This is a genomic window from Paenibacillus allorhizoplanae, from assembly GCF_927798215.1.
Taxonomy (GTDB): domain Bacteria; phylum Bacillota; class Bacilli; order Paenibacillales; family NBRC-103111; genus Paenibacillus_E; species Paenibacillus_E allorhizoplanae.
Genome location: NZ_CAKMMW010000025.1, coordinates 13904 through 27391 on the forward strand (window position 1 = coordinate 13904; position 13488 = coordinate 27391).

11 protein-coding genes are annotated in these 13488 nt (G+C 46.0%); 8 read left to right on the forward strand and 3 right to left on the reverse strand.

The annotated features are described in order from the left end of the window. The first annotated feature begins 30 nt into the window (after window positions 1-30). A complete protein-coding gene (rplT, locus tag L6I86_RS28835) occupies window positions 31-390 on the forward strand; it encodes a 50S ribosomal protein L20 (RefSeq protein ID WP_028553998.1) in 360 nt (119 codons plus the stop codon). A 78-nt stretch (window positions 391-468) separates the two neighbouring features. On the opposite strand, the gene L6I86_RS28840 is transcribed toward rplT, so the two are convergent. The 3 genes from L6I86_RS28840 to L6I86_RS28850 are packed head-to-tail and all read right to left on the reverse strand — an operon-like array spanning window position 469 to window position 4392. Next, on the reverse strand, window positions 469-1572 hold the full coding sequence (locus tag L6I86_RS28840; protein WP_236291905.1) for a GerAB/ArcD/ProY family transporter: 1104 nt from the start codon (window positions 1570-1572) through the stop codon (window positions 469-471). 36 nt (window positions 1573-1608) lie between these two features. Then, window positions 1609-2838, reverse strand: coding sequence for a Ger(x)C family spore germination protein (locus L6I86_RS28845; protein ID WP_236291906.1), 1230 nt, complete (start codon window positions 2836-2838; stop codon window positions 1609-1611). Between the two features lie 24 nt (window positions 2839-2862). Beyond that, window positions 2863-4392 carry a spore germination protein gene (locus L6I86_RS28850; protein ID WP_056609105.1) on the reverse strand — a complete coding sequence of 510 codons (1530 nt, stop codon included), beginning with the start codon at window positions 4390-4392 and terminating at the stop codon, window positions 2863-2865. 520 nt (window positions 4393-4912) lie between these two features. Between L6I86_RS28850 and ilvB the strand changes: the two genes are divergently transcribed. The 7 genes from ilvB (at window position 4913) to L6I86_RS28885 (ending at window position 13279) form a co-directional block, all read left to right on the forward strand. Further along, window positions 4913-6658 (forward strand): biosynthetic-type acetolactate synthase large subunit, encoded by a 1746-nt coding sequence (gene ilvB / locus L6I86_RS28855; RefSeq protein ID WP_236291907.1) that lies wholly within the window; start codon window positions 4913-4915, stop codon window positions 6656-6658. Then, window positions 6655-7143, forward strand: coding sequence for an acetolactate synthase small subunit (gene ilvN, locus L6I86_RS28860; protein WP_173110574.1), 489 nt, complete (start codon window positions 6655-6657; stop codon window positions 7141-7143). Before ilvB ends, ilvN begins: the two co-directional genes overlap by 4 nt. Before the next feature lie 146 nt (window positions 7144-7289). Further along, complete coding sequence (ilvC, locus tag L6I86_RS28865) at window positions 7290-8282, forward strand: ketol-acid reductoisomerase (RefSeq protein ID WP_236291908.1); 993 nt, start codon at window positions 7290-7292, stop codon at window positions 8280-8282. 161 nt (window positions 8283-8443) lie between these two features. After that, the gene (locus L6I86_RS28870; RefSeq protein ID WP_236291909.1) at window positions 8444-9991 is read left to right on the forward strand and encodes a 2-isopropylmalate synthase; all 1548 of its coding nucleotides are present in this window, start codon (window positions 8444-8446) and stop codon (window positions 9989-9991) included. 95 nt (window positions 9992-10086) lie between these two features. Then, on the forward strand, window positions 10087-11283 hold the full coding sequence (locus L6I86_RS28875) for an aminotransferase-like domain-containing protein (RefSeq protein WP_056609114.1): 1197 nt from the start codon (window positions 10087-10089) through the stop codon (window positions 11281-11283). Window positions 11284-11866: 583 nt separating this feature from the next. Further along, on the forward strand, window positions 11867-12694 hold the full coding sequence (locus tag L6I86_RS28880) for a VanW family protein (protein WP_236291910.1): 828 nt from the start codon (window positions 11867-11869) through the stop codon (window positions 12692-12694). Window positions 12695-12823: 129 nt separating this feature from the next. Then, window positions 12824-13279, forward strand: coding sequence for a DUF2269 family protein (locus L6I86_RS28885; RefSeq protein WP_236291911.1), 456 nt, complete (start codon window positions 12824-12826; stop codon window positions 13277-13279). The last annotated feature ends 209 nt before the right edge of the window (window positions 13280-13488 follow it).

Here is a 13488-nt window from a genome sequence, read left to right on the forward strand (position 1 = left end):
TCATTTATATATCCCAGGAGGTAGTTCACAATGGCAAGAGTCAAGGGCGGATTTATTCGCGCTCACCGTCGTAAGAAAATTTTGAAATTAGCAAAAGGTTATTTCGGTTCCAAACACCGTTTATTTAAAACAGCTAAAGAGCAAGTAATGAAGTCATTGGTATATGCATACCGTGACCGTCGTCAAACAAAACGTAACTTCCGTAGACTTTGGATTACTCGTATCAATGCAGGCGCTCGTCAAAACGGCTTGAGCTACAGCAAATTGATGCACGGCCTTAAATTGGCTGGTATCGAAGTTAACCGTAAAATCTTGGCTGACCTAGCTGTGAATGATTCCAAAGCGTTCAACGATTTGGCAACAGCTGCAAAAGCGAAAGTAAACGCGTAAGCGATGCGATGCGCCTAAGAGCTTGTCCCCATCAGGGGGCAGGCTCTTTTTTCATCTTATGGAGAGTTTCGGCAGGACTCAGATGTCTGAGGTGGCCTTTGGAGCTGGAATCTTCCGAAAGCGGATCACGATAAACATGAGTAGGGGAATGATCACCTGAAATAGCGGGTAAAGCTTCACACTAAACTTAAGCCCTAGCCAAACGTGTACGGAATAGTTGGGTTCAAGGAATGAAGTGATGAAGATCAGGCTGCCCACAATAACAAGCCAGGTAGCTTTCCGTAAGGAAGGGAAAATGTGTGCCAAAGCATAAACAGCTCCCCAGAAGAAGGTTGTCATTTTGACAAACAGACCAAGAAAGAGCAGTAACGTGACGAGAACATCGAGGCGTTCAAAAATATCGCCAACCTCAATGAGCTGCACAGTTTGCAGGAAGGGTAAAGTGCTGTTGGCAGCTAATGTGGTGCCGAGTACGGTAATGTTGATGATATTCATCAAGATCAAGAAGAGGGAGACGATGGTATAAGCCGTAAGACTTAGCTTTTTCACCTTCTTTTGTTCAGGCAGCATATGCCAAACCATGAAGAAGATAATGGTTTGCCCGAAAGGAAAGGAGACCATGTCCGGGAAAGCTGCTCGAAGGACGGGTTTAAAGCCATCTTCTAAGGTGGGCAATAAATTATCGAAATGAATTAAATGAGCGATGCTAATGAGGAAAATAAGCAAGCCGTAACTGATTGCGACGATAGGAAGCAGAGTTTCTGTCACTCGAAATAGGGTATCTACCCCCATCATAATGGCGTATGAGGCTAACAATAGGATAATGAACATGGTGATATATTTAGGTGTAGTGTTCAGTAACGTTAAATTCGAGATTTCCCCGAAATCACGGACATTTCTCATGGACTCATAAGCAAAATAGATCGCAAAGGAAACTCCGAGGACACTGCCGGCGACTTTGCCGAAACAGATTCGAAGGAGTCTGACAATATCCTGCTCAGGAGCTCGACGTTGAATGGATACAAACATTAACAATAAGAAGAATCCAGCTGCTGCTGCAGCCAACATGGCAAGCCAAGAGTCCTGCTTCGCACTGCTCCCTAGCGCGAATAGCGGAGTGCTCCCGATTTCGAATAGGATAATCATAACAACGAGTTGATAGTTCGTAATGCGTTCTTCCAAGACCCTCTACCTCATTCCACTGTGAACTAGAACAGATCACTCACCTGTTTCTTTGGACATTTCCTTAAAAGCTTTACCGCTCATACCGATTCTTGTAATCTTCACTTTCACGTTAGTTGCTAATTCAAGTTTGGCGAAATGCTCCTCCCAATCGGGTTTAACCTGTTTCCAAACCTTGGGGTTATGCTTATGTATCACATCCGCGAAATGAAAGATATCTAGATTGTTCTTAACAGCGACTTGAAAGGCATCGGTCATGAGTCGTGTGATTTCGGCACTTGCGATTCGTTCCATGGTATGCAAGTCCTTAGGCTGCGTAGGGTCATTTGGACAGCCATTCTCATTCAGGGTACCACTTGTATCCACATCAACATGCATAACCAAATGGCCATCTTCAGAGAAGATAGGCTTCAATTTGCTTTTGCTCTGATCGATTCGCAGTGCTGCTTTAATATCTTTGCTTCCTTCTGTACAACCAAAGAACAAGGTCGTGTGATGAATGGTATTCCGAATCCAACTAATGCCATATTCTTGTTCTGCTGTAAACCAGCCAATTAGTTTATCTTTTTTGAACACAGCCATTCTGCCAAGCTTAAGCTTATTGGTGAAGGAAGTTTTCTTCAGAGTGGCAATTGTCGTATTCTCACCTTCACCAGAGATCACAATTTCGGGGACAAGTGTGAAAGGAGCGTCGCTTGCGATCCCCATCATCATTTGATACATGGAAACTTGTTGGAAATTAGATCCATTCTTAGCCTCGTTGTGAATCATGTTTTTAATGGCAGCTCCAGGCACTTTCTCTAGTGGAACAATTTGCTCCAGAATCTTGCGCCCTTCTCCAGTTGTCACTAAAATGCCTACCGTTTCGCGTGAATCTGAATTGCGCAGGTAGACGTCCAGTAACTGGGAAATGCCCTCTTTAGCCGCTTTTTCACCGATGACAATCACACGATTATGTGCAAAAAAAAGAGATCTTGGCATCTCTAAACTCGATTGCTGTACAGCCCCTCGGATTGAACCGCCGCTTGTAGAGAAAACCATGACAGGTGCTTGCTGCCCAGGGCTTCCCCCTGTATTCGGGTTGGCGATAGATTGTGGGATAACCACCTGATAAGATACGGTCCACACTTTCCCGTCCCAATCGATGGCGGTCGCTGAGGTGATAGCAAGTTGGTTCAGTTCTTTGCGATCCCAACAGCCTGTTAGCAGTAAACAGCATAAACTGAGGATCATCAAACACACGTAACGGTTGAGCTTCTGATTCATGTCGATATCCTCCCAGAGCATGTCTTAGAAGCGATTTTTTCTAGGTGGAGAAGGCTTATCATAGGGCTTATTTCTAGTTGTGTTAGACCGGGTAAAGGGACGTAAACCTAATAACCAACGTGGCACTCGTAACAATGTGTCCTTGAATGAACTCACAGTGAGTGGTGCGACAGGCGTTAAATAGGGAACACCGAAAGAACGCAGCGAAGCCAGATGAATCAAGATGGCCATACAACCTGTCAGAATGCCGAATAAACCAAATGAGCCTGCCAACAACATCAGCCCGAAGCGAATTAATCTGGCGGCAACAGCCATATTCAGTGCGGGTGTCACGAAGTTCGAAATCGCTGTAAAGGAAACGATGATAACCATGGCAGCAGAAACTAATCCTGCTTGAACAGACGCCTGTCCAAGGACAAGCGCTCCTACGATCGAAATAGCGGATCCGATGACGCGTGGCATACGTACACCAGCTTCGCGAAGTACCTCGAAGGTGACTTCCATGAGAAGCGCTTCGAGTAAGGCTGGGAAGGGAACGCCTTCGCGTTGTGCAGCCAAGGAGATGAGCAAGGTCGTTGGCAGCATTTCCTGATGAAACGTCGTAATAGCGATATAGAGGGACGGAAGCAGCATCGAGACGAAAAAGGAAATATAGCGAATAGCTCGTATAAACGTTGCAATGTCGAAACGCTGATAGTAATCCTCACTCGATTTCAAGAAGCTGAAAAAGGTGACGGGTGCTTGTAAAACGAAAGGAGTGCCATCCACAAGGATCGCAATCTGACCTTCGAGAATACCTGCGGCTATCGCATCAGGTCGTTCAGAATTCATGATTGTAGGAAACGGGGAGTAGGTGACATCCTCGATATATTCCTCAATAAATCCGCTCTCTAGAATGCTGTCCGTATCAATTCTCTCTAATCGTGATGTGGCTTCAGTGACTACCCGTTCATCGGCAATACCCTCCAAGTAGCAAATGATGACCTCGGTTTGGGTATACCGGCCAATCCGCAAGGAGATAAATCGAAGATCAGGAGATCTAATTTTTCTCCGTATTAAAGAGGTGTTCGTGCGAATATCCTCTGTAAAGCTTTCCTTTGGGCCACGGACTACAGTTTGCGTTTGCGGTTCTTCAATAGCTCTCTTGTCCCACCCTGAGGTACCAGCGATGATAACCTCGTCATAGCCATCCGCAATAAGGATGGTATTTCCACCTAGCAGGGCAGCGAGGACAGCGGTTCCTTCCTTACTCAAGGTTAGCTCGCTGATCGTGATCGCCTGGCACAACAAATCGTGGAAGCAAATATCCTGCTGCCAATAGGATACATTCTCATGAGCGGTGAGGAGAGGCTTTGACACGTGTTCATTCAAAATATCATTTTGGACAAGTCCATCGATGTAAAATAAAGCAACACTATTCGTTTCTGGATATACGCCAATTTCTAATTGTCGATAGTACACGTCGGAACTTTTGCCTAATTGATCTTGAAGCCATTTGACGTTGTCTTGCAGCGATGTGGTCATGGGGAAAGGGACTTGCAGAGACGTTTTCATTGTAAGCCTCCTCAGAACTTTCCATAGAATTGGTATTATCTTCTCTCACTTTCCAATGTTTTATTCGATCTACCTATTGACTATTGGCTTTCAGATGCATATAATAATCTTTAATCATATTTGATATGGTGAAGCATACGAATGAATCGCTATGAAGAGGAAGAAGTAATAAGGGCACTTATGCGCAGAGAGCGTTGGACTTGCTGAAACCATCGCCTTAATCCCTTAAGTACGAAGTCACCTCGGAGCTGTTTTCCTGAAACATGTGGATTACCCGCACGTAGTAGGGAGAACCGGAAGAGCACACGTTATCGTGCTGAGGGTAATGTTCGTTCATGAACATTCCTGCTAAGGTTATGTGCTGTGAGGCATATAGCAAATTTGGGTGGTACCACGGAAGCTTAAACCCCTTTCGTCCCGTTGAACACGTTTTGTGCGTGTCCGGGATGATAGGGGTTTTTCTTATTTTCATGGCATGGTAGACGATAACACGAATTGACTTTTCGAGAGGAGGATCACAATGAATGTTCAAACTGAACCAAAACGCTCTAAAGAAGAACTAATTGAGAAGCTGACGCAGCCAGACCTGATTACAGGCTCCGAGATTTTGCTAAGAAGCTTATTGCTGGAGGGTGTGGACTGCGTCTTTGGATATCCAGGCGGCGCTGTATTGTACATCTATGATGCGATGCATGGTTTTGATGATTTCAATCACTTGTTGACTAGACATGAGCAAGGCGCGATTCACGCAGCTGACGGCTACGCTCGTTCAACTGGCAAAGTTGGCGTATGTATCGCAACTTCCGGACCGGGGGCTACGAATCTAGTCACAGGTATTGCTACAGCATATATGGATTCTGTTCCTCTAGTTGTTATCACAGGTAACGTGGCAACGAACTTCATCGGTACGGATGCTTTCCAAGAGGCTGACATTACAGGTATTACAATGCCGATTACGAAGCACAGCTACTTGGTAAGAGACGTTAATGACCTGCCGCGTATCATTCACGAAGCATTCCATATTGCGAACTCAGGACGTAAGGGCCCGGTTCTCATTGACATACCAAAGGATGTCTCCGCTCATAAAACGATATTTAAACCTGCAAAGGATGTAAGCATTCGTGGTTACAACCCTACGGTTCAACCGAATAAGCTGCAAGTTGATAAGCTGATCAAAGCCATCGAAGAGGCGGAACGTCCAGTCATCATTGCAGGGGGCGGCGTTGTTTATGCGGATGCTTCCAATGAATTGATCGAATTTGTAAATAAAACACAGATCCCAGTAGCCACGACTTTGCTTGGATTAAGCGGCTTCCCAAGTGCGCACGAGCTATGGCTCGGTATGCCAGGGATGCACGGAACGTATACAGCGAATACAGCGATCCAGAATGCAGATCTATTGATTTCTATCGGTTCCCGTTTCGATGATCGGGTGACGATGAATTTGAATGGTTTCGCACCAAAGGTAAAAGTGATTGCTCATATCGACGTAGATCCAGCTGAAATTGGCAAGAACGTGAAAACGGATATCCCATGCGTTGGTGATGTGAAGGCCGTTCTGGAGTATGCGAATACGAAAGCGAAGCCTGCGAATAACGCAGCATGGATCGCTGAGCTGCAAGAAAGCAAAGAGAAGTTCCCGTTGAAATACGGTGAAACTGAAACTGAGCTTAAACCGCAGTACGTTATTGAAATGATCAGCGAAACAACGAAAGGTGAAGCGATCATTACAACGGACGTTGGTCAGCATCAAATGTGGGCTGCGCAGTTCTATAAATTCAAAAACCCTCGCTCCCTAGTAACATCAGGTGGACTTGGAACGATGGGCTTCGGATTCCCTTCGGCGATCGGCGCTCAAATGGGGAACCCGGATAAACTAGTTGTTTCCATCAATGGAGACGGCGGCGTTCAGATGTGTGCGCAAGAGCTTGCGATCTGTGCGATCAACAACATTCCTGTTAAAGTTGTTATTATCAACAACCAAGTGCTTGGGATGGTTCGCCAATGGCAAGAGATCATTTATGAAAATCGTTATAGTCACATCGACTTGGCAGGAAGCCCTGATTTCGTGAAGCTTGCAGAAGCTTACGGCGTAAAAGGCTTGCGCGCAACGACGAAAGAAGAAGCAAGAAGAGCATGGCAGGAAGCCCTCGATACACCGGGGCCTGTCGTTATTGATTTCGTCGTACCGAAGGGTGAGAACGTGTTCCCAATGGTCAAAGCCGGCGATACAATTAGTGACATGTTAATGGGGGATTCGGAATGACAACTAAACATACAGTTTCCGTACTCGTAAACAATCAGCCTGGTGTCCTGCAACGTGTTTCTGGTTTGTTCGGACGCCGCGGCTTTAACATCGAAAGCATCACCGTAGGAGAGTCCGAGGAAAACGGACTTTCCCGGATGGTTATCGTAACCACAGGTGACGACAACACGTTAGAGCAAATTTCCAAACAATTGTACAAGTTGATTGACGTTATCAAAGTTATTGATTTGAGCTCCAATCCAATGGTAGCTAGAGAACTCGCACTTATTAAAGTAAATGCTGAACCGATTATGCGTCCTGAAATTCTAGGAATTGTTGAAACGTTCCGCGCGGCAGTTGTCGATATTGGCCCTGCTTCATTGATTGTGCAAGTTGTTGGAGATTCAGATAAAATAGATGCTATGGTCGAATTGCTTCGTCCTTATGGCATTCGTGAGCTTTCCCGTACGGGCGTTACTGCGATGATTCGCGGTTCGGTTAAATAAATTTTTACCAAGAAAAGCCAAGTGTTCTACCAGCAATAACTTCTCCTTGAGTGGGGGTTTCAGCGAAGTACCACGGTAAATCGTTGAAACACCCACTCAAGGGGTAGACAAAACGGATTCATTATATCAAAGGAGGATTTATTCGAATGGCAGTTACTACTTACTATGAAAAAGATGCAGACTTAGCGGTACTTAAAGGTAAAACGATTGCGGTTGTTGGTTATGGTTCCCAAGGGCACGCACAAGCACAAAACTTGCGTGACAGTGGGTTGAACGTTATTATCGGACTTCGTGAAGGCCGTTCATGGAACGCAGCTAAAAACGATGGTTTTGAAGTTGTATCTGTAGAGGAAGCAGCACGTCGCGCTGATGTTATCCAAATTCTTATGCCGGATGAAACACAAGCTCGCGTTTACCGTGAGTCCATTCAACCGAACATGAAAAAAGGCGCAGCTATCATGTTCTCCCACGGATTTAACATCCATTTCGGACAAATCGTTGCTCCTGAAGGTACAGATGTATTCTTGGTAGCTCCTAAATCCCCTGGTCACATGGTACGTCGTACGTACGTTGAAGGCTTTGGTGTACCTGGCTTGATCGCAATCGAGAAAGATGCGACTGGCAATGCAAAAGCAATCGGTCTTGCTTATGCAAAAGGTATCGGCTGTACGCGTGCAGGCGTTATCGAAACTTCTTTCCGTGAAGAAACAGAAACTGATTTGTTCGGTGAGCAAGCTGTTCTTTGTGGCGGTGCTTCTGAGCTAGTTAAAGCTGGTTTCGAAACATTGGTTGAAGCTGGTTATGCACCAGAAATGGCTTACTTCGAGTGCTTACACGAATTGAAATTGATCGTTGATATGATGTACGAAGGTGGACTTGCTTCCATGCGTAGTTCCATCTCCAACACAGCTGAGTACGGTGACTATGTAACAGGTCCTCGCATCATCACAGCTGAAACGAAAAAAGCGATGAAAGAAGTTCTTTCCGACATCCAACAAGGTAAATTCGCTCGCGATTTCATCTTGGAAAACCAATCCAACTTTGCATTCATGAACGCAACGCGTCGTAACGAAGCTCAACACCCAATCGAGGTTGTTGGTTCCCAATTGCGTGAAATGATGCACTGGATCAAAAAATAATCTTTGGTATTATTGAATTTTATAGGCTGTACATTCCACAGGGAGTGATTGAGGAGAATTTCCCAATTGCTCCCTGTGAATACTATAACGACTTGGAAAAAATATCTTAGAAAAAGCTTACGAAGTAAGTTTTCTATTGAAAACTTTTGGGAGGTGACATGGTGCGTAAAATTTACATTTTTGATACAACCCTTCGTGATGGTGAGCAGTCACCAGGTGTGAACTTGAACACTCAGGAGAAGGTTGAGATCGCCTTGCAGTTAGAGAAGCTTGGTGTGGATCGTATGGAGGCTGGTTTTCCTGCGGCATCCCCAGGGGACTTGGCTGGTGTGAATGCGGTCGCTAGAGCGATTAAGAACGCTTCTGTTATCGGCTTGTCCCGTGCAAGAGAGAATGATATCGAGGCTGTGCGTGAAGCCCTTCAAGGTGCACAAGATCCATGTATTCATCTTTTCCTTGCTACATCTCCAATTCACCGTCAACATAAGCTGCGGATGGAGAAGCACCAAGTGCTGGAAACGGCTGAAGCAGCGATTAAATATGCGAAGAAGTATTTCAGCAAAATCGAGTTCTCACTCGAAGATGCTGGACGTACGGAGCTGGATTTTATCGCTGAAGTAACAAGCATGGCAATTCGCGCTGGCGCTTCTGTCGTGAATATTCCAGATACAGTTGGTTATATGACACCGTATGACTACGGGAATATTTTCAAAATGCTGAAAGAGACAGTCTCAGGCATTGAGAAAATTCAATTGAGCGCGCATTGCCATGACGACTTAGGCATGGCAACTGCGAACGCGCTCGCAGCTGTTCTGAATGGTGCCGATCAAATCGAAGGCACCATCAATGGCATTGGCGAGCGCGCAGGGAACACCTCGATCGAAGAGGTCGTCATGGCGCTGGAAACACGCCAAGACTTCTACCAAGCGAAGACTTCGCTTGTGCTGAACGAGATCTACCGCACCAGCCGTCTAGTTAGCAAGCTGACTGGCATGGTGGTTCCTGGCAATAAGGCGATCGTTGGCGCTAACGCCTTCGCGCATGAGTCAGGCATCCATCAAGATGGCATGCTCAAAGAGAAAACAACGTACGAGATTATGTCTCCGGAAACGATCGGCGTGAAGGAAAGTAAGCTCGTGATGGGCAAACACTCCGGACGTCACGCATTCCGTGAGAAGCTCATTGATCTTGGCTACGAGCTCAACGACGAGCAAGTGAATGTGGCTTTTGCCAAGTTTAAGGATTTGGCAGATCGCAAGAAGCAGGTAGAAGATGAAGATATTCGTGCTTTGATCGAAGAAAAATTGATCGAGACACCGGAAATTTTCGCACTGGGCACGCTTCAAGTTGCCTACGGCAACCAAATGACGCCAACTGCTACGGTTCATGTTCGCTTCCAAGATGGCAGCGAAGTGGCTGAAAGCGCGGTAGGAAACGGTTCGGTTGACGCGATTTATAACGCAATTGATAAAGCAACGAAGGAAAACGTTGAGCTTGACGACTATTCCATCAAATCCGTTTCCCACGGGAAAGATGCGCTTGGTGAAGTTCATGTTGTTCTGAAACAGGACACGATTTCCGTTCAAGGGCGCGGTATTTCTACGGACATTCTGGAAGCAAGCGCGAAGGCATACCTAGACGCTGTGAACAGACTGATTGAGAAACGCAAAAACCCAACAAGTAACAGAAGCAACGTTACGTTAATATAATAATCTCTTAGCTTTCATGGCAACCCGGATAAGCACCTCACCTCCAAGATTCGAGGAGGGGTGCTTTCTACAAATGCGAAAGGATGCGTCCCTGTATGAAATATCGATTTTCTAAATCGTTGGAAGGCTTCTCATCGTCAGCAGTAAGAGAAATTCTTAAGCTAACTCAAGGGAGCTCGATTATTTCCTTTGCTGGCGGATTGCCTGCTGAAGAGTTTTTCCCATTAGACGCGGTTAGCGAAGCGTTCACAAGAGTTGTTGGCGGCGGGAAGTCTGCGTTGCAGTACGGGTTAACAGAGGGCTACAAGCCTTTGCGTGAATCCTTATGTAAGCGGATGGCAGCGAAGAACATGCTGGTTACACCAGACGAGATGCTGTTGACGACAGGTTCGCAGCAAGCGATTGACCTTTTAACACGCGTATATATTGATGAAGGCGATGTCATTCTCGTTGAAAGTCCAACGTATTTGGCCGCGATCCAAGTGTTCCAAGCCAAAGGCGCAAAGATCTACTCCGTTGACAGCGATAGCGACGGGATGATTCTTGATGATTTGGCAGCAAAAATTGCGAAGCATAACCCGAAAATGGTTTATGTGATTCCAACCTTCTCGAACCCTGCGGGGCGTGCATGGAGCTTGGAACGTCGTCAAGGCTTGCTGGATATTTGCCGCGGCGCGGATGTGCTTATTCTGGAAGATGACCCATACGGGGAAATCCAGTTTGACGAGAGCGAGAGTTATCCGACTGTCTACTCGTTAGGTGGAAAAGCGGAGGGTGGAAACGTTGTTTACACAAGCACCTTCTCCAAAACCGTAGCTCCTGCTTTCCGTACAGGTTGGGTGATGGGCGACGAGTCGCTAATTCGTCAAGTTGCACGCTTCAAGCAATCCGCGGATCTGCACTCCAGTACAATTGATCAACAAACGCTGTATCACTTGCTTGAGCATTTTGATCTGGACGCGCACATTTCCTTAATCCGTGAACAGTATCTAGATCGGATGAAGTTCATGTCAGGACTTCTCAAGGAGCTGAACTGGCCTGGTCTGAAATGGGAAGAGCCAAAAGGCGGCATGTTCATTTGGGTGGAGCTTCCTGAGCAAATTAACGCAGCGGATTTGTTGAAAATCGCCGTCAAAGAAGGCGTTGCCTTTGTTCCCGGCGCTACGTTCTACGCGGAGAATCCACAGTACAACACGATGCGCCTGAACTACACGCATACAGATAAAGAAACTACCGTTCTGGGCATGAAAAAGCTCGCAAAAGCGATGGAATCGTATTTGCAAAACGCATAAAAGAGATGCAGCACCCAAGGCCATTGGCGCTTTGGGTGTTTTTTGTGGCGTGCCGGCCGCGCCAGGCGAGAACGTGAGCAATAGCGCCTATTTTGGGCGCTATTGTAGTGAGAGCGGCGCTCGTGGGCGCAGATAAGGCCCCAAAAGGGCTTTAAAGTGCAGCGCGTGGCTGCGCCGGGAGTGAAAGGAGGAAATAGCTGCCCCTTTGGGCGCTATTGCAGTGGGTGTGGCGCCGAGGGCGCGGATAAGGCCCGAAAAGGGCCTTAAAGAGCAGCGTGGAGGCTGCGCCAGGTCCGACGTATGAGTCCATCTGAGAGTTGCGTGCGACTGATCTGGCTGGCGTGTGTGCTGTACCCATCAATTTCGATAGCAAGCTTCAGCCCTTGTCTAATGTAGGCAAAATCGATATAACGAGTGCCATCACGGAAGTCCTTAATCTCAAATTCTGGATGCAAATATAGAAACTCACCTAATGCTAGGGATAGTGGCGTGATTAAGTTTGATATCGGTTTTGGGTCCGTTGACTTGGGATTATATTGAAATTAAGATGGGGAGAGGATATGAGAAAGGGGATTTTTATCGTATGAGTAAACCCTTAAAACCGATCCACCGAAGTCGTGCAAGGATTTATCTAGGGATCAAAGCATATCGTTTGAAACGATATTTGGCCTGGTTATTCGATGACAAAAAGTACGCCACTCATAAACAGAGTGACATCCTCCCACAACTAGCGTTCACGCACAGTACCCCTCTTCTAAGACAGTTGAAGGATGTAGATATGTGGCTTCAGCACAACAAAGTAATCAATTTGAAAATTGCTGCGAAGCAGTTGAATGGTGTGATCATTCAGCCTGGTGAAACTTTTTCATATTGGCGCTTAATTGGCAGCACACCCCGTAGGAAGGGGTATGTCGATGGTATGGTGCTTTTTCACGGAAAGGTGAAGACAGGTGTTGGCGGCGGTTTATGCCAGCTTTCGAATTTGATCTATTGGATGACGCTGCATACGCCGCTTACGGTAACGGAAAGGTATCGTCACAGCTATGATGTATTTCCAGATGCGGGGAGATCTCAGCCTTTTGGGAGCGGGGCAACGTGTTATTATAACTACTTGGATTTGCAAATTCGGAACGAGACACAAGAACCGTATCAGCTGACGATCCATGTTTCGGATACCCATTTAGTTGGTGAATGGCGCGCACTTAGTCCCAATCTTCATAGCTACGAAATTTATGAGAAGAGCCACAGAATTACAAGAGAATACTGGGGGGGCTATGTCCGGCATAATGACATTCACCGGAGGGTGAAGAATCGAGAAGGGCAGCTCGTAAGGGATGAATGGGTGACGGATAACCATGCGATTATGATGTACGAACCTTTGCTGACAGCTGGAGATAGCGATAATAATTGATGAAATTTTAATCGAGTATATGGTAAAAATATACACTAATGGTGTCTGCACTCATAGAAAATTCTCTCTCTAGATTGTATGTTATAAACTGTGTTGTTTATATATTACAAAGCGAGAGGTGAATTTAGCATGAAGTTTCTTGTACTTATTCATGTATTGTCTGCCATTATCGGTGTTGGTCCAACGTTTTTTGCCCATGTGCTGCTAAGAAAAAAACAAACGCTAGAGGAATTGCGGATGTCCTTGAGCGTCGGAAGTCGGTTAGAGATCTTTCCGAAAATCGGCGGTAGCCTCGCGGTACTAACTGGTTTGTTATTGTTTTGGTTAGGCGATTATGGTTCTTTCATGCAAATTTGGCTGTTTGGTTCGCTTGTGGCCTATGTGATCATTCAAATCATTGCTATCGGCTTTGCTACGCCAAATCAAAAAAAACTCGGAGGCTGGGTTCTGGATCCTTCGAACCAGAAGGCGACTACACTCCCTGGTGAGCAGGTGCTGCTATGGACCAAGGCGCGTAACTATTTCTATGCGGCATCTACTGTAGGTGTCATTTTGTTCATTTTCATGATCATCAAACCAAGTTAAGTTCAAGCGCGGGGTATTATGTTTGAAGCGATCTGGCGAAGGCGATGGAGTCGCATTTGCAAAACATATTAAAGATTGGTAACCAACACTCAGATGCATGGCTCTGGGTGTTTTTTCATGATCAAATTTGGAATGAATCGACAACCAGAGAATAATTTTACCTAAAAGTGGGAAAATATGCTGTACATGTGATAGAGGAATGGTGGTGC